This window comes from Microbacterium sp. CCNWLW41 (assembly GCF_037083505.1).
Genome location: NZ_JBAOJP010000001.1, coordinates 368,185 through 393,727 on the forward strand (window position 1 = coordinate 368,185; position 25,543 = coordinate 393,727).

The window sequence follows — 25,543 nt, forward strand, 5'->3', positions numbered from 1 at the left end:
GGTACCCCGATGCACGCCTTCCGCCGAGGAGCCTCCCCGTATCCCCGCGAAAGGGTAAAATGCCGCGGGCATAGGCTCGAGCCATGACGAACACGCCCAGGACCGTGACCATCACCGGCGGCGGCGGACAGATCGGCTACGCCCTCATGTTCCGCATCGCCGCGGGCGACATGCTCGGCCCCGACGTGCCGATCCGCCTGCGCCTGCTCGAGATCCCGCAGGGGATGCGCTCGGCCGAGGGTGCGGCGCTCGAACTGCAGGACTGCGCGTTCCCGCTGCTGCGCGAGGTCGACATCGCCGACGATCCCCTCACCGCGTTCGACGGCACGCACATCGCGATGCTCGTGGGCGCCCGGCCCCGTTCGGCCGGCATGGAGCGCGGGGACCTCCTCGCGGCGAACGCCGGCATCTTCGGCCCCCAGGGGGCGGCGATCGGCGCGGTCGCCGACGACGACGTCCGGGTCGTCGTGGTGGGCAACCCCGCGAACACCAACGCGCTCATCGCGGCGGCGTCCGCCGGTCCGGACGTGCCCGTGGAGCGCTTCAGCGCGCTCACCCGCCTCGACCACAACCGGGCCGTGGGTCAGCTCGCCGAGACGCTCCGGATCGGGGCCGGCGAGATCGAGGACGTCGCCATCTGGGGCAACCACTCGGCGACGCAGTTCCCCGACGTCTCGCACGCGACCGTGCCGCCGGCGGAGGGATCGGGAGGACGGATGCCGCTCCTCGAGGTGCTCGCCGAGCGCCTCGGCGGCCGCGACGCGGCGACGTCGTGGCTCGACGAGGTCTTCATTCCGCGCGTCGCCAAGCGCGGCGCGGAGATCATCGAGGTCCGCGGCTCGTCGTCGGTCGCGTCCGCCGCCAACGCCGCGATCGACCACGTGCGCGATGAGCAGCAGGGGACGCGCGGGGGCTGGACGTCGGCGGCCGTGGTCTCCCGCGGCGAGTACGGCGTGCCGGAGGGGATCGTGTGCTCGTTCCCGGTGACCTCGCGGGGGGACGGCTACGAGGTGGTGGAGGGGCTCGACCTCGACGAGCGCGCACGGGGCCGGCTCGCGGCATCCGTCGACGAACTGGTCGCCGAGCGCGACGCGGTGCGGGAGCTCGGCGCACTCTGACGCCCGGCGGCAGTCGCTGCGGCCTGCGCTGGCCGAGCTCGACGCGGATCGGCTCAGCCTCGAGCTGCGGCTCGGGAACCAGGCCTGACGCCGCCGGGTGAGACAATGGGGCGAGCGAAGGGGCCCCCATGACTGACACGACGAAGACGCCGGATGCCGCGCGCACGCACGCCGCCGCGACCGCGCAGTCCGTCGGCGCCGACACCGCGCCGCTGCACCTCCCCCACCCCGCCGCCGAGTGCCCGAAGTGCTTCACCGAGCTGCAGCAGGACCGCAACTGGTGGCTGGCCCAGCCCGCCGGCTCGCGCCTGGTGGGACTGGTGATCTCCCGCGACGACATGCCCTCCGTCGTCGAGCAGCGCAACGATCTCACGCGTTTCGGTGTGCCGATCGAGGGCTTCCGCCACCCGGCGCCCGAGACCCTCGAGTCGTGGGAGGAGCGGCTGGTGCGCCTCTTCGGCACGCTCGTGCGGGGCGACGTGCTCGTCGTCGCCAACGTGCACGCGCTCGGTCGCGACATCGACGAGGAGACCCGCACGGTCGCCGAGCTCCACCGCCGCGGCGTGGTGGTAAAGGTCGTCAGCCATGGCGGACGCCACCTCTACGACGCGGGGCGCTGAGCCGACGCTGCGGCGCGCCGCTTGCGGGATCGCCGGGCGGGCGGATCAGGCGTCGTCGTCCGCGTTCCCGCTCACGCCGTTGCGCGAGTCCTCGCGCTCGATGTCGAGCAGCGGGAGGTCGTCGCGGGTGACGAGGCGCGCGGCGATCGCGTGCTCGACGAGGCGCACCCGGCGGTTGGTGGCGTAGGAGCGCACCCCGCCGCGCATGCCGGGCACGCCGATCTTGTCGAGCTTGTCGCACACGTTGTCGAGCTTGCGGTTGAAGCGGGTCAGCGTCCAGCCCAGGCGCTCGGCTGCCTGCGCCGAGGTGGGCAGCTCGCTCATGCCCGTCCCGTCGCGTCGCAGCACCGGCTCGGCGAGAGCCAGGATCATGACGCGCTGACTGTGGGTGAGCGGCACCTCGCCGATGGTGCTGAGGCCCTCGTCGTCGGCCGGGGGCTGCGACTCGCGGAACGTCGGCTCCGACGCGTGGATCGTGAGCTCGTACGTCGTCGGACCGGCGCTGAAGATGACGGATGTCGCGGCGAAGACGAGCGGGAGGCGCGCACCGGGTGCGAGCCAGGCCTGCACCCGCCCACCGGAGTCGGTGACGGTGGCCGACAGCCGCGATCCGACGTTCGACAGCAGCCACAGGCCGTCGACGTTCTGGATGGTGAGGAAGTTGCGATGCAGGAAGAGGTTGTCGTCGATGGCGAGGTCGCCCTCGCGGCCCACCGTGAACACCGTGTCGGGCTCGACCGAGAACTCCTCGCCGGCGAACTCGACGGTGAGCGCGTCGGCTTCCGCGACGGTCATGGCGTGCACCCCCTGGTCTTCTCGGGATCCTGCTGCTGCGTGCCGTTGGCGCGGACGAGCGTGACGTCGACGCAGGTCTGACCCGATGCGGCGGCGGGCACGGTGATCTCAGCGGTCTCGACCGTCTCGACGACGGGCGTGCTGTCGGCGAGGTCGACGATCTCGACGATGTAGAAGTCGCCGTCCTGCGGATCGGCGTTGGTCCACGTGAATCTCACGCCGTCCTCGACCGGCGTGCCCGTGACCTGCTCGACCGGCGGGACGATCGCCGCGATCGGGTCCTGCGGGCGCGACGAGGCCGTCGGCTCGCTCGTGGACGGGCCCGTCCCGGAGAGCAGGCCGGGAAGCGAAACCGCCACGATCACCGCGACGATGACGAGGGCGACGGCGCCGAGCCCGATCCACAGCCCGGTGCGCGGACGCCGGGGCGCGGCATCCGTGCCCGTCACCTCCTCCGGCGCGGCGACGGTCTCGAACGCGGTCGGCGCCGGCACGGGGACGGATGCCGCGGGCGGTGCCGCCGGTGCCCGCAGGATCGTCTCGTCGGGAAGCGCCTCCCCCGGGCTCCGGCGGCGGACGGTCTGCTCGAAGGCCGCCGCGGGCGTCGCGCGCAGCACCGTCTCGGTGTCGATCGCAGCCGGTTCGAACACCGGGGCGTATCCGGCGCTCGGCGCCGTCTTCGCCGAGGGGCGGGTCGCCCCCGCGGCGGGCGCGGTCTCGGGGCTGATGCTGACGACGCCGCGCACCCGCGTCAGTCCGTCGTCCTCGTCGGCCTCGATGTCTTCGGGAAGCTGGTCGTCGAGGATGTCGATCGGCGTCACCGAGTGCGACAGCTCGATCTGGACGGTCTGCAGAGCGCGGGCGAAGGCGAGCGCGTTCTCGTGCCGATCGGCCGGGTTCTTGGCCATCGCCCGCTCGAGCGCGCGCTGCAGCGACGCCGGTACATCAGCGCGGCCGAGGGCGGGCAGCGGCTGGGACTCGATGCGATGGATGAGCTCGGCGGCGCCGTTGCGCTGACCGGGCAGCTCGAACGGCGAGCGGCCGGCGAGCAGGGTGTACACGGTGGCCCCGAGCGCCCAGACGTCCGAACGCGGATCGCTGCGGGGTACGTCCGCGAACGACTCCGGCGGCGACCACGGGATGGACAGTCCCGCCGATTCGGCGGCGGCGCTCGTCGTCGAGGCGATGCCGAAGTCGGTCAGCGCCGGCCGGTTGTACTCCGTCACCAGGATGTTGGCCGGCTTGATGTCGCGGTGGAGCACCCCCGCGCGGTGCGCGGTCTCGACCGCCGCCGCGACCTGCACCCCGACCCGCAGCGACTCCGCGATCGAGAACGCCTCCCGCCGGTACCGCACCTGGAGGTTGGGCCGCGGGCAGTACTCCATGACGAGGTACGGCCGGCCGTCGCCGGCGACGCCCGCCTGGTAGATCGTGACGATCGCCGGGTGGGTCGAGAGCATCGCCATGACGTTGGCCTCGGCGGTGAACTCCTCGACCGACCCGCTGGACATGCGCTCGGTGAGCAGCACCTTGACCGCGACGCGCCGCTTCGGCAGCTGCTGCTCGTACAGGTACACGTCGGCGAAGCCGCCGGAGCCGAGCAGGTCGACGTACGTGAAGCCGGGGAGGTCCGGCGGCGCCATGGGCGCGCGCTTGGCGCTCACGACGGCGCCTCGATGTGGACCGTCACGCCGTCGCCGAGGTCGAGCACGTCGCCCGGGACGACGACGGTCCCCTCACCCGGGTGCAGCCGCACCGGATCGGCGCCGGACCGCAGCAGCGTCGTGCCGTTGGTCGTGCGCAGGTCGGTCGCGACGATGCTCTCGCCCTCGACCCGCAGCTCGACGTGGCTGCGGGAGATGTCCTGCTGCGGGCTGTCGACGGCGACGAGGTGGGGCAGGTCGGTGCCGCTGACGCGGGTCGAGCGCGGACGGCGGCCGATGACGACGGTGCGGTCGAGCGCGACGACCTGGCCGGTCGAGAGCCGCACGCGGCCGGGCGCGGGCGGACGGGGCGGGGCCAGCGGCGCCGGGGCCGAATCGGCCGGGAGAGCGGATGCCGCGCCCGCCGCGTCCTCGGACGCACCGGCGCGCAGCGCCCGCGCCTGGGCGAGGGAGATGGTGGCGCCGTCGTGGTCGCCGATCACGGTCGCAGGGACGCCCGGGACGGGGGCCGGGATGCCCGGCACGGGCGCGGGGACGCCGGGCACGCCCGCGGTGGCGTCGCGGGGCGAACCCTGCTCGTCGAGGGGTCGCAGCACGGTGGCGCCGACCTCGGCGTCGAAGCCCGCGGCGTCGTCGGAGTCGTCAGGCTGGGCGCCGGCGGTGTCCGGTGCACCGGGGGGCACCGCGACGGGGTGCAGCGCGGAGTCGAAGGGCAGCAGCGTCTCGGCGTCCGCCACCGACGGCACGGAGCTCGAGTCGATCAGCATGCCCGATGCCGCCGCGACAGCGGGGGGCGCGGCGCGCCGCGGGCCCGGAGCCGGCGCGGCGGGCTCCTCCTCGGCGTCGGGGCCCGGCTCGGCCGGATCGTCCTGGCCCTCGGGCTCGTCACGGCGGCCGGCAACGGGCGCGTCGGCGGCAAGCCGAGGCTCGTCGGCGGGAGCGGGCGCGGCGGTGGGAGCCGGCGCCTCGATGGGAGCCGGCGCGTCGGCGGGGGCCGGCGCGTCGGCGGGGGCCGGCGCGTCGGCGGCCGCGGCCGCGACGGAGCGCACGGGCGCGGCATCCCAGACGATGGTTCCGGCGAGAACGATGCCGTCGGCGATCTCGAACTCGGCGGGCGCGGCATCCGGCTCGGACGAGGTGAGCGTGACGCGCTGGACCGCGGGGATCACGCGCTCGGTCCACGTCGTGACACCGGCGCCCGACACGCGCTCGGCCGCTCCCGCGGCCACCTCGAACGCGAAGTCGCCGCGCACGGCGACGCGGACGCTCTCGCCCTCCACGAGCGCGACGGCGAAGCCGGGGATGGCGGTGAGCGAGGCGCCGTACGCGCCCGTGAGCGCCTCGATGACGCCGCCGAGGCCGCGCCCGTCGGCGAGGAGCGACCGGATCCGCCCGAGCAGCGCCGCCGAGGCGCCCGCTTCGAGCGCGGCGAACCCGCGCGTCGTGACGGCGACCGGCGTGGCGCCGGGTGCGTACAGCGTCGGCATCAGAGACCTCCTGTGACCGCTGCGCGCGGCAGCGTGTCTCCGTCGATGTCGACGACGGGAGCGGTGGGGGCGCTCACCGGCACCGTATCGTGTTCGACCGACCGGTTCGCGCGGCTGCGCACCGAGAGCGCATCGACGACGATGGCCGTGATGTTGTCGCGCCCGCCGCGCACCATGGCCTCGTGCACGAGCCGCGTGGCCGCCGCCTGCGGATCGGGCTCGGCGAGGAGGATGCCGTGGATCGCGTCCTTCTCGAGCTCGCCCGAGAGCCCGTCGGAGCAGACCAGGATGCGGTCGCCGTCTTCGGCGGGGATGAGCCAGTAGTCCGGATCGGCGTCGCTGCCGGCGCCGATCGCGCGCGTGATGACGTTGCGACGCGCATCGCGCTGCGCGGCGTCGGCGGCGAGCTCGCCGCTGTCCACGAGCTCCTGCACGACCGAGTGGTCCACGCTCACCTGCTCGAGCCGGCCGTCGCTGAGGCGGTAGGTGCGCGAGTCGCCCAGGTTGACCGCCAGCCAGTACCCCTCGCCGTCGACGTCGGCGACGACAACGCCGGCCAGCGTGGTGCCGGCGCCCGCGCCCCCGCCCGCCGGAAGCGCGGCGACGCGGCGGCGAGCGGTCGCCACGGCGGTGTGGACGTCGTCGATGGCGAGGCTCTCGCGGCCCACGAGCGCGGCGAACTCGTGGATCACCGTCGCGCTGGCGATCTCGCCCGCGTTGTGTCCGCCCATGCCGTCGGCGACGAGGAACAGCGGGGCGGCGGCGAGGTACGAGTCCTCGTTGATCCGCCGTCGCAGCCCGGGATCGGTCGCCGCCCCGAAGGCCAGCGTGATCGGGGTCGCCGCGGCGGTCATCGGCTTGCTCCCACCGTGATGCGGCGATCGCCGAGCTCGAGGCTGTCACCCGCACGGAGGGACGTGGGCAGGCCGGGCACGAGCGGGATGCGGCTGCCGTCGCGCACGAGCGTGGTGCCGTTCGTCGAATGACGGTCGGCGATCCACGCGCCTGCGACGTCGCCGCCGATCTCGAAATGCGTCTTCGACAGGGACAGCGTCTCGTCGCGCACCGCGATCGCGACGGCGCCCTGCTCGGACGCGGGGTTGCGGCCGTACAGAGTCCGGCCGTAGACGGCCATCCGCGTGCCGTCGTCCCACGTGAGGACCGCGATCACGGGGGCATCGGCGTACAGGGCGGCGCGCTGCGCGGGCGGCGGCACGGCCGCGCGGGTGGCGTCCACGTCGTCGGCGGGTGCCCACGCCAGCACCGTCGTACCCGCGGCCGCCACGGCCGGCTGCGGCGCGGGGCGCGCGTCGGTCGTCACCGCCGGTGAGAGCCGGCGTGGGACGGCCGCGCCGAACGGCTCTGTGGTCGTCGCGGCGGGGAACGGCGTCGTGACGCTCGGGAACGCGTCGACGGGCTCCGCACGCGTGGCGGCCGGCTGCGCGGGCGCTGCCTCCTCGCCGCGGAACAGCCACGACAGATCGGCGACCGGCCCGGTCGGCTGATGGGCGGTGGACAGCGGGGGCGCCGCGGAGCGGTCGGCGGTCGCCGACGGCCACACCGGCGCAGCGGACGCGGTGGCGGGCGGCCATCCCGGCACGGCGGACGCGGACGGCCATCCCGGCGTGGCGGATGCGGTCGCCGGCGGCCAGGCGGGCGAGGCCGTCGCGGTGCGGTCGAGCAGTGGGCTCGCCGGCGCCGGCATCGGCAGCGCGGGTGCCGGCGGGACGGGGCTCGGGATGCCGGCGGCCGCCGGCGCTCCGGTCGGCCGGCGGGAGGCGGCCGAGCCGACGGCGCGGGCTGCGCGCACGTCGACGACGACCGCGCCGGAGGCCATGTCGTGCCAGCCCTGCCGGCGCGCAGACGCGTCGAACAGCGGGGTGAAGTAGCCGACGACGATCGATCCGGCCAGCCCGAAGACGATGTTGCGCCACACGGCGCGCCAGAAGCCGATCGGCTCCCCCGAGCCCGCGTCCGCCAGCCGCAGGCCGAGCAGACGCTGTCCGATGGAGCCGTGCCCGCCCTGCATCCCGGAGTAGACCAGCCACCACCCGAGGAGCAGCAGAACCAGGCCCGACCAGGCGAAGAGCATGACCGCCGCGAGCTCGTCGGGCTGCAGCGCGCGCGCGAGGGCGACCGTGACACCGGCCACGATGCCGACGATCACGCCGGCGACGAGATACGCGAGGGCGATGTCGATCGCGAACGCCCCGACGCGGCGGCCGATGGTGCCCGAGGGGGCGTCGCCGGGCGGACTCACGGTCATTCGGACTCCTGTGCGGGGCGGGCGGAGTGCTCCGATGCACCCCGCGTCTTGTCGGCACGGCGGCGGGATGCGCGCGTCGACGGCCTGTCGGCGGCGGTCGCCGTCGGGTCGTCCGCCGTCGCGGCCGCCGGCCCGGAGGATGCCGCCGCCTCCGGCGGACGCGACGCGGTGCGCGGCACCCGCGCAGGCAGCTCGAACCGCGTGCCCTCCAGGAGCGAGCGGACGCTGAGCCGCGCCCGCAGGCGCTGCCACAGCGATCTTCCGCTGCCCATGCCGCCGACGATCTCGTCGACCTGCGTCCAGAACGCCTCGATGTCATCGGGCGTCGGCTCGACCGGGCCGAACACCTGGGCATCGGCCCGCGTGGCGAGCGTCGCCACGCGCGGCTCCGCCAGCGCCGCCGTGAGCACACCCGCGTCCTCTTGACGGGTCGATCCGGCGCGCACCGGAGCGCCGTAGTCGGACGCCCTGTCGACGAGCTCGTCCCAGCCGCCCGAGATGCGGTCCGCGGCGCGAGCGGCCTCGCGGCGCTGACGGCGGCGGGCCGCCTTCAGCGCACCGATGACGATGAACGGGGCGAGCAGCACGGCGAGGATGCCGAGCACGCCGACGCCGATGGTGACGATGGTCCACAGCAGCGCCGCATCGAACCCGTTCTCGTCCTCGGACCCGCGGTCGTCGGCGACGGTGGGCGGCAGGTCCACCTGCTCCTGCGGCGGAGGCGGCGGCTGCAGCACCTGCGGCTTGGGGTCGGCCTTGGGCTTGGTCGTCTGGTCGCTCGGGACCTGGTCGTCGGGCGGGGTGGGATCGAACGGCACCCAGCCGGCGTCCTCGAACGCGACCTCGACCCAGGCGTGCAGGGTGTCGCCGGTGGCCGTGAAGGAGCCCTCCGCCGCTTCGTCCTCCGCGGGGTAGAAGCCCATGACGACCCGCGCGGGGATGCCGAGCTGACCGGCCAGCAGCGCCATCGCCGTCGCATACTGCTCATCGTCGCCGACCATCTGCTGCGATCCCAGGAGCGTCTGGATGCGCTCGGCGCCGTGGCCCGCCCGCGAGAGAGGCTGGCCCGCGAGGCCGTGGCTGAAGTAGCCGCCCTCCGAGAGCATCTGCTGAAGTGCGCGGGCCTGCTCGACGGGCGTCTCGGCCTCTGCGACGGCCTCCGCCGCGATCTCGGCGAGGGACTCGGGCACGCCCTCCTGCTTGGGCATCTTCAGCGGCGCGAAGGACTGGTCGCCCAGCTGCTCGTCGCTCGGGACCTCGGGGATGACGGCCTGGAGGGTGTACTCGTCACCCTCTTGCAGACCGGCGGTCACCACACCGGTCGTGGTCGACTCGTTGTAGTGCGCGGTGCGGCGGAGGTCGTCGGCCCGGTCGCCGTCGAACGTGACGCTGCGGACGGCGCCGGCCTCCGGCATCCACACTCCCTCCAGCGCGCCGATCTCGACGTGGACCGTCGCCGGCGTGCCCTCGACGTCGGCGGACATGTTCGTGCGAGCAGGCGTGAACGCGCTGGAGCTGCCGGTGCCCGAGTCGGACACGTTGTAGACGGTGCCGTTGTAGGCGTCCATGGTCGCCAGGCGCACGCGCGCACCTTCCGGCAGACCGCGCGCGGTGAAGAGCGCCTCGTCGGGGTGGTCGCGCACGTACGCGCGGAACGACTGCAGGGGACTCGGGAACTCGCGGATGTCGAACGGCGGGATCACGACGTCGCGCAGCACGTACCGGGGGGAGGAGGGTGCGGCGAAAGCGCTGGTGGCCACGCCGACGAGCGCGGCGATCGCGATCACCGCCGCTCCCATCAGCAGCCGGCGGACGCCGGCGCCCCGCGCTGCCGAGCCCTCGCCCACCGAGATCGCCGCCGTCTGGGGCTGCCACGCCTGTCGCACGGCGAGCCACGCCACGGCCACCAGGCCGAAGACCACGCCCTGGATGACCGGCACGATGGGCTCGGAGGTGCCCAGCGCGATCTCGATCGCGAGGAAGGCGGCGGCCGGGATGAGCGCCCACGCGGCGCTGCGCAGGCGCAGCGCCAGCGATGCCGTCAGGACTGCGGCGACGAGCGCGAGGAGGAACGGCACGATGAGGTGTCCGCCGTCGGTCGCCACGGGTGCGACCGTGGTCAGCAGCTGCTTCCACGACATGAACGTGCCGAGCCCGAGGAGGCGGATCGTCTCCAGGGTGGGGATGACGCCGGCGACGGTGGTGTGCGGCAGGGCGAGGGCGCCGCCGAACAGGAAGTACACCACGACGGTCGCGGCCGCGATGAGCAGGATGCCCCACCGCAAGGCGCGGCCCAGCACCGCCAGCGACATGCCGAGGACGAGTCCGCCCAGCGCCGCCACAAGGTACAGCGGACTGTCGAAGGTCGGCTGGAACCCGATGATCGGCACCAGCAGGAGGGCGAGCACCGCCCCGAGGTCGAGCACCCAGCGGCGCACCGGGAGCGCCTCGGCCTCCGGCCGCGCGGTTCGCGACGCCGGCGCGGCGACCGGTGCGGCGACCGGCTCCGGGCGCTCCGCGCGGGAGCGGCGGGGGCGCAGGGGCGCGGGGGCGGTCATGCGAGCACCTTCCGCAGCGCGTTCGGCAGCTGCTCGAGCGCTCCGAGCGTCACGACGTCGGCATCGCCGATGCGGCGCAGTGTCGGCGATGCCGCGGCGGAGGCCGCCACGACGGCGAGCGCGCGCGCGCCGAACGGCAGGCGACTGCACGCGGTGCGCAGGTCGCCGGTGTCGACCCGGCTGCCGCATACCAGCACGACGACGCTCGCCAGCGGCAGCGTCGCGGCGACCGACCCGGCGAGCTCGACGATGCTGCCGGCCCGGGGCTTGGACTTCTCCAGCGCCGAGAGCGAGTCGAGGAACTGCTTGCCCGTTCCGGACGGCAGCGCCCGCTCCTGCACCCGCACCTCGACGCGGTGGGAGTCGCGGAGGGCACGCAGGCCCAGCGACCCGGCTGCCGAGATCGCGAGCTCGAACTCCTCGTCGTCGCGGTAGTCGGCGGGGCTCGTGGACAGGCCGATGACGAAGTGCGAGCGACGGGTCTCCTCGTACTGGCGGACCATCATGCGGCCGGTGCGCGCCGTCGACTTCCAGTGCACGTGGCGCAGGTCGTCGCCGGGCTGGTACTCGCGCAGGGCGTGGAACGAGACGTCGTCGGGCGAGAGATCGGTGGCGGGAAGCCCCTCGAGGTCGCGGAGGAAGCCCAGCGACTGGCCGTCGAAGAGCACGGTCCGCGGATGGACGAAGAGGTCGACGGGCTCGTCGCGGCGGTGCACGCGCTCGAACAGCCCGAGCGGATCGCCGCGCACGACGCTGACCGGACCGACCTTCACCACCGCCCGGCGGGAGGTGGGGATGGCGAAAAGCTCCTCGGCGGACTGACCGGCCGCGAGCCGGTCGACGTCGAAGACGCCACGGCCGTTGCCCACGGGCAGCAGTACGCGCGACGGCAGGATCGCGCGGGACCCCGTGTTGGCGAGCGTCAGCGCCCCCACGGCGCGCTCCCCGACGACGACCCGCGTGCGGTTGAGGTCGAGCGACACGTCGTACGCGGTGCGGCCGATGAGGAACAGCAGGCACAGCACGAGCACGGCGGCGACCACGACGGCCGCCACGGTCAGCTCCCACCATCCGAGCGCCTGCCCCGCGATCCACAGTGCGACGGCGCCGGCGATCAGCACCCAGGCGGCGGGGCGCACGACCCCGAAGACGCGGCCGAGCGCCGCACCGGCGGGCCGCAGCACCGCGAGCGCCAGCTCGCCATACTGCGCCCGCCGATCCTCCGCGGCCGTCGCCTGCCCGAGTGCCTCCGTCGCCATCAGGCCGCGGACCTCGCCTGCGGCGCGGCGACGGCGTCGAGCACGCGCGCGACGACCGCCTCGGCCGTCGTGCCGGCGAACTCGGCCTCGGGGTCGAGCACGATGCGGTGGGTCCACACCGGAGCCACGAGCGCCTTGATGTCATCGGGCAGCACGAAGTGGCGGCCCTGCGCCGCGGCGTACACCTTGGCGACGCGGATCATCGCCAGCGAGCCGCGCACCGAGACGCCCAGGCGTGTGGCCGGGTCGTTGCGGGTGGCCTCGGCGAGCTGCGCGGTGTACCGGAGCACGGCGGGGTCGACGTGCACCGTGCCGGCGAGGTCGGCCATGTCGGCGACGGCGCCCGTGGTGATGATCGCCGGCAGGTGCGCCGACGGGTTGCGGTCGGCCGCACCGGCGAGGATGCGCTCGGCCACCGCGAGGTCGGGGTACCCGATCGAGGTCTTCACGAGGAAGCGGTCGAGCTGCGCCTCGGGGAGCTTGTAGGTGCCCGCCTGCTCGATGGGGTTCTGCGTCGCGATGACCAGGAAGGGGCGGCCCACATCGTGCGCGACGCCGTCGACCGTGACCCGCGACTCCTCCATGACCTCCAGCAGCGCCGACTGGGTCTTCGGCGACGCGCGGTTGATCTCGTCCGCGAGGACGATCGAGGCGAAGACCGGACCGCGGTGGAACTCGAAGCGGTGCGAGGCCTGGTCGTAGATCGTGACGCCCGTCACGTCCGAGGGGAGCAGGTCGGGCGTGAACTGGATGCGGCTGCTCGTGCCCTGCACGGTGGCGGCCAGCGCCTTCGCAAGGCTCGTCTTGCCGGTGCCCGGGGCATCCTCGAGCAGCACGTGGCCCTCGGCGAGCATCGCAGAGAGCACCAGTCCCACGACCTCGCGCTTGCCCATCAGGGCCTGGTCGACGTTGTCGACCAGGCGTGAGAAGGTGCCCTGGAACCAGGCCGCCTGTTCGGGGGTCATCGTCATGTTCGTCTCGTTCTCTCGTTGCGTGAAGTGGTGATGGCGGATGCCGCGGCTAGTACCAGTTCATCGGCGCGGCGTCGCCCCAGCCCACGATGGTCACCCAGACGCGGGCGCCGGGGTAGCCGTGGTAGCAGTTCGCTCGGGCCCGGCCGTTCTCCGGCACCCACGTCGTGCTGCCGCCACCCCACGAGCTGTTGCCGTCGTTGCAGCGCAGCGCGTAGTTGCCGGCCGGGAAGTTCGTCACGTCGACAGCCATATAGGCGCACGATGCCGACCCGCAGTCGCTCCAGCTCCCCGACGCGCCCTTGACCGTCTGCGCGGTCGGCCGCGGACGATCGACGGTGGTGGCGGCATCCGAGACGACGTTGCTCCACTGGCCTTCGGCGTCCTGCGCGCGGGCGTCGATCGTGTGGCGCTCGCTGTAGCCGTAGTTGTTCGTGCGCGAGCCGTTGTTCGCCACGTTCTGCCAGCCGCCGCCGTCGATGCGGATCTGCATCTGCGTGATCTTGCGACCGTTCTCGGCGGGTGCGCTCCATTGGAAGGTGATGCTCGTGCCGTCGCGCGTCGCCGAGACACCGGGGTTGCGCACCGGTCCGTACGGGACCGCTCCGTTCGACTGTGCCGACGGGTCGCCGTTGTAGCGCACGCCGTCCATCGCGGTGTACGCCCGCAGACGCACGGTGTACGTCGTGCCGTTGCTGACGCCGCCGATCGTGCGGCCGCTGAACGCCTGCCATCCGCCGCCGTTGAGCGAGTACTCGTACTGCAGTTCACCGGCGTTCGCGCCGTTTCCGGGAGCGGGCGTGAACGTCACGTCGATGGTGCTGTCGCCGCGCGGGGTCGTCGCCTGCACGTTCGTCGGGGCGCCCGGCACGCCGAAGGCGCGGCGCGGAGCGGAGGACGCGCCCCACTCGCCCCAGCCGGCCTTGTTCGAGGCGCGGACGCGGAACGTGTAGTCCGTCGTCGAGGTGGTGACGTTGACGGCCTGGCGGGTCTGCGAACCGGGGATGCCGGTGATCGTCCGCACGACGGACGAGCCCTGCATCACCTGCAGCTCGTAGCCCGAGATGGCATCGCCGTTGTCGGCGGGCGGGTTCCACACGACCTCGAGCTGCGCCTGGTCGCCGACCGGGTCGAGGCGGTTGACCGAGGGCGCACCGGGCGCGTCGGGCGCGCGGGCCGGGATCTCGCTCACCGACCACGGGCTCCAGCTCGACGGCTCGGGCGCGCGGTTGTGCGCCTGCACGCGCACCTGGTACGCGACGCCGTTCTGCAGTCCGTCCCACACCAGCGAGTTGCCGACGACGTCGGTCTTCTGGCTGATCCCCGACGGCGGAGCCGGCGAGATCTCGAGCGAGTACTTCTCGACCGGCGAACCGGGCGTGGTGGGGGTGACCCACGAGACAGTGAGGCTCTGGTCGCCGAACTGCAGCGCGGGGGCCGCCGGGGTGTCGGGCCGTGCGTCGGGACGCGCGGTCTCAGACGGTGCCGACGGGTCGGACGGGCCGACGCGGTTCTCGGCGACGACGACGAAGTTGTACTCGACGTTGTTGGTCAGGCCGTCGAGCGTGCACGTCGTCGCGAGGCACTCCTTCTCGTAGTTTCCTGCGGTGGAGCTCACGAGGTAGCGCTCGATCTCGGCGCCGTTGTTCGCCGGCGGCGTCCACGACAGCACGACGGTGCGATCCTGCACGCTCGAGACGACCGGGGTCCCCGGTGCGTCGGGCTTGCCCTGCACCGTCAGGCGGATGCGCCCCTCGACCTCGCGGTCGGGGTCGCCGGTCGCATCCTGCACGCGGTAGCGGACGACCATCGTGCCGAAGAACTCGGCGTCGGGAGTGACCCGGACCTCACTGCCCGACACCTCCGCGTCGCCCTGGCCGGTCTCCATGACCGCCGTGGTGATCTTCAGGGGCGTCTCGGGGAACGGGTTGACGTCGTTGCCGAGCACGGGCACCGAGACGGTCTTGCCCTGGTGCGCCTCGTCGACGATGTCGTCGTTCGCGGTCGGCAGCTCGCGCGTCGATGCGATGACACGCACGCTGACGGAGCCCTCGATGGGATCGGTCGTGCCGTCGGTGATGCGCAGCTCGATCGTCGCGGCGGTTCCCTTCTTGGTGTCGGCCGCCGCGCTCACGCGCAGCTCGCCCCGTTCGATCTGCGCCGACATGCCGCTCGGCGACCCGCCGACGATCTCGAACCGCAGCTTGTCGGCGTCCTCGGGGTCGGGGTCGGTCGTGAGGCCCGCGAGGTCGAGCACCGCCGCGTCCTCGCCGGGCGCGACGTCCATCTGCCCGTTGACGAACGTCGGCTGCTGGTTCTCGGGCGGCAGCACCGTGATCGGCAGCGTCAGCGTCGCCTTGCGGCCCTCGGGGTCGTCGGGACCCGATCCGTCGGTCACCTCGAAGGTGATCGCGTCGGGGCCGAAGTAGCCCGCGGAGGAGGTGTAGACGAGCGTCGTCTGGTCCTTCACCAGAGACGAGCCGTCGCTGTGGGCCGCGGTGACCTTCGCCGCCTCGGTGATGATGACGGGGCCCCCGCCTGCGGCGCGCACGTGCTCGTCCAGCGAGAGCTCGACCGTCTCGCCGCTCTTGACCTCGACCGGCTTCACGCTCACGAGCGTGGGCGGCAGCGACGACAGCGCGGGGATGTGGATGAAGGCGGATGCCTCGTTCCCGTCGCGGTCGGTGATGGTGTAGCCGGCGAGGCGACCGCGGTCGCCGAGCGTGATGCGCACGGTGCCGTCCGAGAGGACGCGCGAGTCAGCGTCGTCGACGGTGAGCTCGAGGTCGTCCACCGTGCCGTCCGGATCCTCGTCGTTCGCGAGCACTTCGAGGTCGACGACGCCGTCCTCGACGTCGGCGGCGCGGACGTAGTCGTCCCGCGCGATCGGCCGCTGCAGCGGGACGTCCTCGGCGACGGTGATCTGCAGCACCGCCTTCGACTCGGCGCCGCGCGCGTCGCGGATCGTGTACTGGAGCGACGTCTCCACCGGCTCGGAGGGCGATGTGACGACCACCCGGTTGCCGTCCACCTTCGCCTTGAGACCCGAGACGTCGGGGAGGATCAGGCCGTCGCGGACGAGGCCGAACTCATCGCCGTCCGGGTCGGAGTCGTTCGCGAGCACGGGCACGGCGACGGCGCGCCCCGGACGCATCACGACGGCGTCCTTGACGGCGTACGGCGCCTGGTTGACGCCCTCTGGCGGGGCGATGCCGACGCGGATGGACGCTGTGGCCTCGGCGCCGAGGCGGTCGCGCACGCGGTAGGTGAAGGTGTCGACCCCCGCGGTCTCGTCGAACGCCTCGTAGATGAGGTAGTCCGAGCCGGTCTCGACGACGCGGCCCTTGCCGGGCGACGACGCCAGGCCCATGAGCTCGACGGAGTCGCCGTCGGAGTCGATGCCGTCCAGCGGCACGGCGATACGGACGCGGCTGCCGCCGAGCACGCGGGCCGTCAGGTCGCGCGGGCGCGGGGCGGCGTTGGTGTCGGCGTCCACCGGCAGCACCTGGATGGTGATGTAGCCGGCGTCCTTCTGACCCGTGCTGTCCACCGCCTCGTACGTGGCGTACACCGTGCCCGGCTCGTCCGAGGCTCGGAAGCGGACGGTGTCCTGCGAGACGAAGATCTCGCCGTCCTCGGGCTCGACCAGGGGCGGGACGAGGTCGGGCGCGACATGGATGGTGTCGCCGTTGGGGTGGTAGTCGTTGTCGAGCACGGGGATCGTCACGACGTCGCCGGCGCGCACCACGACCTGGTCGTCGTTGGCCACGGGCGGTCGCAGCTGCGACGGCGCCGGGATCGGGATGACGATGACGTCGCCCTCGGCGGACTTGGATCCGTTGGAGATGCGGTACGAGATCCGCACCTGCTCCGAGAGCGCGGCCTGGTCGCTGATGCGGAGCGTCTCGTGATTGAGCACGGCCACCGCGATGCCTGAGTTCGGCTCGACCGTGACGGACTGCACGACGAGGATGCCGCCGGAGGGGTCGGAGTCGTTCGTGAGCACGTTCACGAGCACCTCCCCGCCGCTCGGCAGAAGGGCGACGTCGCGCACCGCGACGGGCGGGAGGTCGGTCTCGCCCTCGGCAAGCACGTCGACGCGCACGATGCCCGGCACGCCCGCGGCGCCCGCCGCGACCATGTACTGCACGTAGTAGGTGCCCGGAGCCGAGGAGCGGAAGGTGAAGGTCTTGTTGGCGTAGTCCGGAACGATGTCGGCGCCCGACACCGGATCGACCCGGGCGAGGCGCAGCGGCTCGCGGCCGGCGCCGACGTCGTTGGCCAGCGGCGCGACGGTCGCGGTCTGCCCCGCGCGCACGGCGATGTAGTCGGCGTTGGTGACCGGGTCGATCGACCCGACCGGTCGCACGTCGAAGCGGATGATGCCCACGGCGACGTCGGAGCCGTCGGACACCGTGATCTCGACGTCCTTGCGACCCTGCGTGCCGCCGACGGCACGATAGGTGATGCGGCCGTCGGACGTGTAGTCGGCCTCGTCCCCTTCGGCGGGGGTGACCGAGCCGAGGAAGATGTCGTCACCGTCGGGGTCGATCCAGTCGGGCAGCACGTTGTAGGTGATCGTGCCGCCGGCCTCGACGGCCACCGTCGTGACCCGCTTCTGCTCGGGAGCCGCGTTGACGTCCCAGCCGCGCACCGCGAGGGAGACCCGCGCGGTGTCGGTGCCGCCGCGGCCGTCCGAGACCTCGTAGGTGAAGGATGCCGACCCGGAGGCGTCCTCGGGTACGGCGATCTGCAGCGAACGGCCGTTGTCGATCGACTGCACCTCGCCGACCGAGGGACCGCCCTCCAGCACCCGCGCGGTCAGCACGTCGCCGTCGGGGTCGCTGTCGTTGTCCATGATGGGCAGGATCGTGGTGCGCCCGGGTCGCACGCCGAGGTCGTCGTCATTCGCGTCGGGCGGGGTGTTGACCTCGGACCGCTCCGGCAGGACCGTCTCGGTGGTCTCCTCGGTCGTCTGCTCGGTGTCTTCGGTCTCGCCCTCCGGCGGGGTGATCTCGTCCCAGTTGTCGACGCGCTGCATGTCTTCCGCGGCCATCCAGGTGGCGCCGCCGATGATGTCGTTGAGCACCACGACGTCGCGGTTGACGCGGAACTTCAGCAGGGACGTCGGCTCGACGCCCTCGATGTCGACGGCGAGGTCGTCCGCCTCACCCGCGCAGTCGCGCACGAAGCGGCCGGAACCCGTCCATGCCGCGTAGCCGCAGCCCTCGAGCCACACCGGCTCCGCGGGCGCGCCCTCGCCGCCCGCGGGGATCGCGGTCGGCTCCGAGCCGTCGAGGGGCACGCGAAGGAACGCGGACTCGGTCGACAGCGAGACGGCGTCCGCCGCGGCGGACGGCTGCTGTAACACGGCGCTGCGACCGCCCTCGACGAGGGTCTCGCGACCGTCCACGATGACCGTGCCGGTCGCCGCGTCGAGCACCACGGGCTTGTCGGCGACGGCCGTGACCGTCAGCTCCGCCTTCTCGTCGACGCCGGGAAGGCCCGTCCGCACCGGCTCCTCCGGGGTGTCGTCGGTCCCCAGGCGGATGGTGATGAGCTCGGCGGTCTCGGAGGATGCCGCGTAGACGACGCCGTCCACGCCGACCGCGACGTCCGCTCCCTTGCCGGCATTGGCTACGGGGTCGGAGCCCTCGATCTGGAAGGTGCCCGCGCCCTCCACGGGGAGCGCCCAGATGTCTCCTGACGCGCGGTCGAGGATGGCGACGGTAGACCCGCCCAGGGCGACCTCGGCGTCGCCCGGCAGGCTTGCGGCCCCCGCGAGGGCGACCATGCCGGGGTCGATCACGCTGACGGCGGAGTTCGCCCTGTCGACGAGGAGGACGTCCGAGCCGGACTGCAGGATGTCGTAGTCGTCGCTCGTGGTGCGCAGCCCGCCGTCCAGCACCTGCGACTCGTGGTTGAAGTGGCCGACCATGAGGCTCGACTGCTTCGTGACCCAGACACCGCCGTCGTGGAGGTCGACCTCGGTGGTGGGAACGCCCTGGTAGACGAAGGCGAGGGTGGTCAGCGTGACCGCGGCGGCCGTGACGGCGCCTGCGGACGCGAATGCGCGCGGGCGCGCACGAAGCCATGCGAAAGACCTCATCGAACCTCGGCCTCCTCCGGGGTGTCGTGCGTCTTTACGTGGCGTCGGGACCCGACGTGGGGCATCGGGCGCTCACACAGAAGACCTGGGGATGATTCAGCCTAACCCGAGCCACCACGGGGATGGGACGGGCAGTGCCATCGTGTCGATGCTAATCGCCCAGGTCAGAGGCTAACGATGGGGACAATCACCCACCCTCCGGCGGACTCAGCGTGCGGCGGCGACGTACTCGCGCAGATGGTGGGCGGTGAGGGTGTCCGCGGACGCGACGAGGTCGGCGGGCGTCCCTTCGAACACGATCGCGCCGCCGTCGTGCCCGGCACCAGGGCCGAGATCGATGATCCAGTCCGCGTGGGCCATCACCGCCTGGTGGTGCTCGATGACGATGACGCTGTTGCCGGCCTCGACGAGGCGGTCGAGCATCCCGAGCATGTTCTCGACGTCGGCCAGGTGCAGGCCCGTCGTCGGCTCGTCGAGCACGTAGATCGCGCCCTTCTTCGCCATCGAGATGGCGAGCTTGAGCCGCTGCCGCTCGCCGCCCGACAGCGTGTTGAGCGCCTGCCCGAGGGTGAGGTAGCCGAGCCCCACGTCGATCATGCGGGTCAGGGTGGTGTGGGCGGGACCCTTGGAGAAGAAGACGGATGCCTCCGCCGCCGACATCGCCAGCACCTCGGCGATGTTCTTCCCGTCGAGGGTGAACTCCAGCACCTCGTCGCTGAAGCCGGTGCCGTCGCACAGCTCGCACAGCGTCTCGACCGTCTGGGTGAACCCGAGATTGGTGATGATGACGCCGAGACCCCGGCACGCCGGGCAGGCGCCTTCGGAGTTCGCGCTGAACAGGGCGGGCTTGACGCCGTTGGCCTTGGCGAAGGCCGAGCGGATCGTGTCGAGGATGCCGGTGTAGGTCGCCGGACTCGACCGTCGGTTGCCCTTGATGGGCGACTGGTCGACGACCACGACGTCGTCGAACGCCGGGACGTTGCCGTGGATGAGCGACGACTTGCCCGAGCCGGCGACCCCCGTGACGACCGTCAGGATGCCGAGCGGGATGTCGACGTCGACGTCCTTCAGGTTGTGCTGGGTCGCCCCCCGGATCTCGAGCGCGCCCTTCGCCGGCCGGGTCGTCGCCTTCAGGCGCGCGCGGTCGTCGAGGTGGCGCCCGGTGATGGTGCCCGAGGCGCGCAGACCGGCGACGTCGCCCTCGTACTGCACCTCGCCGCCCGCGCGGCCGGCTCCGGGGCCGAGGTCGACGACGTGGTCGGCGATCTCGATGACCTCGGGCTTGTGCTCCACGACCAGGACGGTGTTCCCCTTGTCGCGCAGCTGCTGCAGCAGACGGTTCATCCGGGCGATGTCGTGGGGGTGCAGACCCGCGGTGGGCTCGTCGAAGACGTAGCTGATGTCGGTGAGAGGCGAGCCCAGGTGCCGGATCATCTTGGTGCGCTGTGCCTCGCCGCCCGACAGCGTGCCCGAGGCGCGGTCCAGCGAGAGATAGCCGAGGCCGATGTCGATGAACGAGGCGATGGTCTGGCGCAGTCCCGCGATGAGCGGGGCGACCGACGGATCGTCGACCGTGTCGAGCCACGTCGCCAGATCGGTGATCTGCATGGCCGCGGCATCCGCGATGCTGGTCCCGTCGATCTTCGACGAGCGGGCGCCCTCGTTGAGCCGGGTGCCTCCGCAGCCGGGGCACGGCATGAACTTCACGGCGCGATCCACGAACGCGCGGATGTGCGGCTGCAGCGAGTCGCGGTCCTTCTGCAGCATCGACTTGGTGATCTTGGGCACCAGGCCCTCGTAGGTCATGTTGATGCCGGCGATCTTGACCTTCGTCGGCTCCTTGTGGAGGAAGTCGGCGAGCTCCTGCTCGGTGTAGTCCTGGATCGGCTTGGCGGGGTCGACGAACCCGGACTCGGTGAACCCCTTCACCATCCACCCGTCGACGCTGTAGCCCGGGATCTTCAGGGCCCCGTCGGCGAGCGACTTCGTCTTGTCGTAGAGCTCGTCCAGGTCGACGTCGCTGACCTCGCCCAGGCCCTCGCAGCGCGGGCACATGCCGCCCGTGATCTCGAATGACCGGCGCTCCTTGACCTTCTTGCCGCCCTTCTCGAGGGTGATGGCACCGGCGCCCGACACGGACGGGATGTTGAACGAGAAGGCCTGCGGCGAGCCGACGTGCGGCACGCCGATGCGGCTGAACAGCAGGCGCAGCATCGCGTGCGCGTCCGTCGCGGTGCCCACCGTCGAGCGGGCGTTGGAGCCCATGCGCTCCTGGTCGACGATGATCGCCGGGCTGACGTTCTCGAGCGCGTCGACCTCGGGTCGGCTCAGCTGTCCCATGAACTGCTGCACGAAGGTCGGATACGTCTCGTTGATGAGGCGCTGCGACTCGCTCGCGATGGTGCCGAAGACGAGCGAGGACTTGCCCGAGCCGCTGACGCCGGTGAAGACGGTGAGCCGCCGCTTGGGGATCTCGACCGACACGTTCTTGAGGTTGTTCTCTCGCGCGCCGACCACCCGGATGACCTCGTGCGAGTCAGCGATATGGGATGCCATGCGCACGAGTATGCCGGGCGACCCGGACACCCCGCTTCCTCGATCCTGCTCGGTCCCGGGTCGCCACCGGGTTCGGGGCGCGTCGCGACCGTTCGGGGCGCGCGGCGTGCGCCCCGAATGCGCGGCGTGCGCCCCGAACCCGGAAAGGACGGGAGACGGATGCCGCCGCTCAGGTGGCCGCGCCCTGGCCCCTCTTCCGGGTTTGGGGCGCGTCGCGACCGTTCGGGGCGCGCTGCGTGCGCCCCGAACGTCCGGGGTGCGCCCCAAACCCGGGAGAACGGGCGCCCGGACGCCCGGTCGGCTACGGGATCGGGAAGAGCACCGTCGCCCCTGACGGGACCGCCGACGTGACGATGCGGGTGTCGAAGGTCGCCAGCAGCGCGTCGTTCGAGGCCGCGAGGTGCAGCAGGTAGGTGTCGGTCACCTGCGAGCTGGCCAGCAGCCGCTCGGTGTGGACGGAGCTGTCGAGCAGGCTGACGGTGTCGGGGAGGAACGCATGGTCCTCTCGCGCGGCGAGGCTCGCGAGGCTGGCCAGCACGACCGGCGCCGGCTGGCTGTTGGAGTACTTCGGGTGGCTCACGACCCGGACGACGCCGTTCTGCACCAGCGGGCAGGTGTGCCACGGCGCGCCGCCGCGCGACGCGAACCAGCGGTGCGCGCGCTCGTGGTGCACGTGCAGGGGGTCGATGAGCGCGATCACCGCGTTCACGTCGAGCAGGTGGCGGGTCACGCGGAGTCGTCCCGCAGCTCGTTGACGTCGTCCAGGGTGGCGCGTCCCGCCCCGGGCGGCGTGGGCAGGAGCACGATGCCGTTGCGGGTGCCGCCGTGGCGCTGCCGCTCGGTCAGCGTCGCCCGGGCCAGCTGCGACACGGCCTCGCCGAGCGTGATGCCCCGCGCGTCCGCGAATTGCTTCGCCGCGGCGAGCACGTCGTCGTCGATCGTGAGAGTGGTGCGCATGCATCGATCATCATGCATCACGCATCATGCGTCAACGGGCGGCCCGCCAGCACCCTTCTACGTGGTGGTGTGCGCCGTCAGGAGGGCCCCGAAACCGGTCTCAGTTGCCGCCGGTGGGGTGGACCCCGGAAGCGACGCGGCAGATTCGCGGCTGCCGGGTCACCAGCCGGGAGGGACCACGGACGCGCTGCCGAGTATCTCTTCGAGGGCATCGGCGGCATTCCGCTGGGTACACCACACGTCGACGAAGAATGCGAGACCGGGCTGCCGGAATGCCCGCGCCATCAGTGCCCAGTTCCGCGCGCCGTCGTCGCCCTCCAGCGCGCGGGCCGAGAGGATGCGGTTGGACGGCGGACCGTAGCCGAGGTACCCGTCCTCCCCTGCCGCGGCGACCTCCTCCTCAGGCCAGCCGACCCACCACGCGACGAGCCGGTCTGTCGCGACTTCGTCGTCGGGCGCCGCGCGGTCGGTCTCGTCAAGGCGCATCTGCTGGAAGTCGACGGTGCAGTCCCCGTCAGAGGACGTGTAACCCCAGGCTCCCCCGTCGTCAGGCGTGGTGAGTGTCCACGCGCCTTCGACGAGCGCGGAGTCCTGCCAGACGGACTCGTCGGGCACATGTCCGGCGGTCGCCTCGAAGTCGACAGGATCGTCGGGGCGTCGGACGTCGACGGTCAGCTCGTCGAGCAGCAGGTTCGCCGCCGCGATGGCGTCCGCGCCTTCGGGACACTCGATCCTCATCGATAGCTCGGTGTCGGCGGTCGCCAGCACGCGCGTCGAATGGACGAGAGCATGTTCGCCCGTCCCCTCCCGAGTGGCGGCGATGGAGTGGAACTGCAGCCGCGACGGCGTACCCGAGATGCTCGCCGTGCTCTCGAAGACGAGATCGCCGAAGGACGTGGGATCCACCTTGCTGAACACAGCCAGTGCGGCGTCCGACGCGGTCAGATCGTCGCTGTCGTCGACGTCGTGATCTTGGATCAGGAGGATGTCGCATCCGGTCGACGTCTGCGTGTAGTTCCACAGTCCCTCGTCCTGACTTCCGGTCGACAGCACGTAGGTGTAGCCGCCGCCCCACAGGCGTGTGTGATTCCACCCCACGCGCCATGGCCCCGAGCGCAGGCCGTCACCGGCGGCGAACGTCACGACCTCAGGCAGTTCGGACGACGTGCGCCATGCCGCCGTGCCGGCCGAAGGGCTCGGTGAGGGTGACGGCGGCGCCGTCGCGTCCGGATCGACGACACGAATCGGCGTGCATCCACATAGCAGCATGCATGCTGCGACGGCGGCCCCCAGAGCGCGCCGCGCCCCACTCCCCATGACCGGATGATGGCCCCGGGCCGACCCGCTGTCAAGGTCCTCCACGCGCCCCGAATGGGCGTCCCCGCCGCGGGGGTGGCCTACGCCCGCCAGCACCCCGCGACGTGGTCGTCGACCATGCCGGCCGATTGCATGAGCGCGTACATCGTGGTCGGCCCCACGAACCGGAACCCGCGCTTGCGCAGCGCCTTGCTGAGCGCGTCGGACGCGGCGGTCGTGGCGGGCACGTCCGCGAAGGTGAGGGGACGGCGGTGGGATGCCGGTGCGAACGACCACATGAACTCGTCGAGCTCCCCCGGCGCGAGGTCGGCGACCAGGCGGGCGTTGGAGATCGTGGCCTCGATCTTGGCGCGGTTGCGGATGATGCCGGCATCCGTCATCAACCGCGCGACGTCACCCTCGCCGAATGCGGCCACGACCTCGGGCTCGAAGCCGGCGAACACCTCGCGGAATCGCGGTCGCTTGCGCAGGATCGTGATCCACGACAGGCCGGCCTGGAACCCCTCGAGGCTCATCTTCTCGAACAGCGCGCGGTCGCCGTGGAGCGCGACGCCCCACTCCTCGTCGTGGTAGCGGGCGTACTCGAGGTCGTCGCCGACCCACGCGCAGCGCGCGCGGCCGTCGGCGCCGAGGCGGACGTCGGTACTCACCGCGCCAGCCTAGGGCCGGCCTGGACTGTCAAGCCCCTCTGGGGAGAACGGTGCCGCACGTAACGTGGCGGCCATGACTGATCTCACCGGAAAGAAGGTCGCGTTCCTCGCGACGAACGGATACGAAGACAGTGAGCTCACCTCCCCCTGGGAGGCCGTCACCTCTGCCGGCGCTACCGCCGTGATGGTGGCACCGGAGGGCGGCGAGATCGAGGGCAAGAACGGACACCGGCAGTCGGTGGACCTCTCGGCGTCGCAGGCGGACGCCGCCGAGTACGACGCGCTCGTGCTTCCCGGCGGCGTCGTGAACGCCGACCACCTGCGGATGGACGTGGACGCCGTCGCGTTCGGCCGGGCGTTCTTCGAGCAGCACAAGCCTGTCGGCGTGATCTGCCATGGCGGCTGGCTGCTCGTCGAGGCCGACGTCGTCGGCGGTCGAACGCTGACGAGCTATCCGAGCCTCAAGACCGACCTGCGCAACGCGGGTGCGACGTGGGTGGACGAGGAGGTCGTGGTCGACCAGGGACTCGTGTCGAGCCGGACGCCCGACGACCTGCCGGCCTTCAACGCCAAGGTCGTCGAAGAGATCGCCGAAGGCACGCACTCGGGCCAGACCGTCTGACCCCCGGCACGGGCCGCCGCTGCACGGGCAGTCGTGCGGCGGCGCCCGCGGGATGGCGTACCCCGGAGGGGATCGCGGGGTCGCGGCATCCGTTCGCCACCCGGTCGTCATCCCGCGATTGCCCGAGCGGGCCGCACGTCGCTTACGGTGGAATGTCGGGCGGCCACCGCTCGCCCCGGCGGGAGGGAACAGCATGAGGATCGTCGCGTCATCGGATTGGCGGGACGCCGTCCCCTTCGAGACCCCGGTCCTCGTCGCAGACGTCGTTCCTGGCGAGCCGACGCGGTGCTTCACGTGCGGGGCGGATTCCGCGCCGCTTGCGCGCACCGAGCTGTGGGCCTTCAAGCACCGCCACCCCAAGAACCACGACGGCTACGTGCGGTTCTACTGCGCCGCACACGTCCCGCAGGCGCAGCGCCGGCCGGAGCCGGCCACGACGCCGGCGACCCGCGCACGGGCGTCGCGCCCCGCAGCCGAGCGGCGCCCCGCCAAGCCCGTCATCCCGGAACGGCAGCGCGCGATGTGCCCGAACTGCTTCGTCGAGGTGTCGGCGACGGGCGAGTGCGGCATCTGCGGCTGGTCGGCCGACTGAGG

General features: G+C 72.5%; 18 protein-coding genes. 4 read left to right on the top strand and 14 right to left on the bottom strand.

Annotated features, from left to right (window positions below):
- Positions 1–83: 83 nt before the first annotated feature.
- Together V6R91_RS01575 and V6R91_RS01580 are read left to right on the top strand one after the other, a co-directional pair.
- Positions 84–1,118 (top strand): malate dehydrogenase, encoded by a 1,035-nt coding sequence (locus V6R91_RS01575; protein WP_336393840.1) that lies wholly within the window; start codon positions 84–86, stop codon positions 1,116–1,118.
- Positions 1,119–1,246: 128 nt separating this feature from the next.
- Complete coding sequence (locus tag V6R91_RS01580) at positions 1,247–1,738, top strand: recombinase family protein (RefSeq protein ID WP_336393841.1); 492 nt, start codon at positions 1,247–1,249, stop codon at positions 1,736–1,738.
- Positions 1,739–1,783: 45 nt separating this feature from the next.
- Here V6R91_RS01580 and V6R91_RS01585 read toward each other — a convergent pair whose 3' ends face one another.
- The 14 genes from V6R91_RS01585 to V6R91_RS01650 form a co-directional block, all read right to left on the bottom strand.
- On the bottom strand, positions 1,784–2,533 hold the full coding sequence (locus tag V6R91_RS01585) for a hypothetical protein (protein ID WP_336393842.1): 750 nt from the start codon (positions 2,531–2,533) through the stop codon (positions 1,784–1,786).
- Complete coding sequence (locus V6R91_RS01590; protein WP_336393843.1) at positions 2,530–4,197, bottom strand: serine/threonine-protein kinase; 1,668 nt, start codon at positions 4,195–4,197, stop codon at positions 2,530–2,532. The genes V6R91_RS01585 and V6R91_RS01590 overlap by 4 nt, the downstream gene beginning before the upstream one ends.
- Complete coding sequence (locus V6R91_RS01595; protein ID WP_336393844.1) at positions 4,194–5,684, bottom strand: FHA domain-containing protein; 1,491 nt, start codon at positions 5,682–5,684, stop codon at positions 4,194–4,196. The genes V6R91_RS01590 and V6R91_RS01595 overlap by 4 nt, the downstream gene beginning before the upstream one ends.
- A complete protein-coding gene (locus tag V6R91_RS01600) occupies positions 5,684–6,538 on the bottom strand; it encodes a PP2C family protein-serine/threonine phosphatase (RefSeq protein ID WP_336393845.1) in 855 nt (284 codons plus the stop codon). Before V6R91_RS01600 ends, V6R91_RS01595 begins: the two co-directional genes overlap by 1 nt.
- Positions 6,535–7,950 carry an RDD family protein gene (locus V6R91_RS01605; RefSeq protein ID WP_336393846.1) on the bottom strand — a complete coding sequence of 472 codons (1,416 nt, stop codon included), beginning with the start codon at positions 7,948–7,950 and terminating at the stop codon, positions 6,535–6,537. The genes V6R91_RS01600 and V6R91_RS01605 overlap by 4 nt, the downstream gene beginning before the upstream one ends.
- The gene (locus tag V6R91_RS01610; RefSeq protein WP_336393847.1) at positions 7,947–10,508 is read right to left on the bottom strand and encodes a transglutaminase-like domain-containing protein; all 2,562 of its coding nucleotides are present in this window, start codon (positions 10,506–10,508) and stop codon (positions 7,947–7,949) included. The genes V6R91_RS01605 and V6R91_RS01610 overlap by 4 nt, the downstream gene beginning before the upstream one ends.
- Positions 10,505–11,767 (bottom strand): DUF58 domain-containing protein, encoded by a 1,263-nt coding sequence (locus V6R91_RS01615; RefSeq protein WP_336393848.1) that lies wholly within the window; start codon positions 11,765–11,767, stop codon positions 10,505–10,507. The genes V6R91_RS01610 and V6R91_RS01615 overlap by 4 nt, the downstream gene beginning before the upstream one ends.
- A complete protein-coding gene (locus V6R91_RS01620) occupies positions 11,767–12,738 on the bottom strand; it encodes an AAA family ATPase (RefSeq protein WP_336393849.1) in 972 nt (323 codons plus the stop codon). The genes V6R91_RS01615 and V6R91_RS01620 overlap by 1 nt, the downstream gene beginning before the upstream one ends.
- A gap of 49 nt (positions 12,739–12,787) precedes the next feature.
- Positions 12,788–18,847 carry an Ig-like domain-containing protein gene (locus V6R91_RS01625; RefSeq protein WP_336393850.1) on the bottom strand — a complete coding sequence of 2,020 codons (6,060 nt, stop codon included), beginning with the start codon at positions 18,845–18,847 and terminating at the stop codon, positions 12,788–12,790.
- A gap of 207 nt (positions 18,848–19,054) precedes the next feature.
- Positions 19,055–21,403, bottom strand: a complete 2,349-nt coding sequence (locus tag V6R91_RS01630) for an excinuclease ABC subunit UvrA (RefSeq protein WP_336393851.1) — start codon at positions 21,401–21,403, stop codon at positions 19,055–19,057.
- A gap of 301 nt (positions 21,404–21,704) precedes the next feature.
- Positions 21,705–22,133, bottom strand: coding sequence for a TA system VapC family ribonuclease toxin (locus tag V6R91_RS01635; RefSeq protein WP_336393852.1), 429 nt, complete (start codon positions 22,131–22,133; stop codon positions 21,705–21,707).
- The gene (locus V6R91_RS01640; protein WP_336393853.1) at positions 22,130–22,360 is read right to left on the bottom strand and encodes a hypothetical protein; all 231 of its coding nucleotides are present in this window, start codon (positions 22,358–22,360) and stop codon (positions 22,130–22,132) included. Before V6R91_RS01640 ends, V6R91_RS01635 begins: the two co-directional genes overlap by 4 nt.
- Before the next feature lie 159 nt (positions 22,361–22,519).
- A complete protein-coding gene (locus tag V6R91_RS01645) occupies positions 22,520–23,677 on the bottom strand; it encodes a hypothetical protein (RefSeq protein ID WP_336393854.1) in 1,158 nt (385 codons plus the stop codon).
- 80 nt (positions 23,678–23,757) lie between these two features.
- Positions 23,758–24,327: a DNA-3-methyladenine glycosylase I gene (locus V6R91_RS01650; protein ID WP_336393855.1), complete on the bottom strand. Its 570-nt coding sequence runs from the start codon at positions 24,325–24,327 to the stop codon at positions 23,758–23,760.
- 73 nt (positions 24,328–24,400) lie between these two features.
- Between V6R91_RS01650 and V6R91_RS01655 the strand changes: the two genes are divergently transcribed.
- Positions 24,401–24,949 carry a type 1 glutamine amidotransferase domain-containing protein gene (locus V6R91_RS01655; protein WP_336393856.1) on the top strand — a complete coding sequence of 183 codons (549 nt, stop codon included), beginning with the start codon at positions 24,401–24,403 and terminating at the stop codon, positions 24,947–24,949.
- Between the two features lie 193 nt (positions 24,950–25,142).
- On the top strand, positions 25,143–25,541 hold the full coding sequence (locus V6R91_RS01660) for a glucose-6-phosphate dehydrogenase (RefSeq protein WP_336393857.1): 399 nt from the start codon (positions 25,143–25,145) through the stop codon (positions 25,539–25,541).
- The last annotated feature ends 2 nt before the right edge of the window (positions 25,542–25,543 follow it).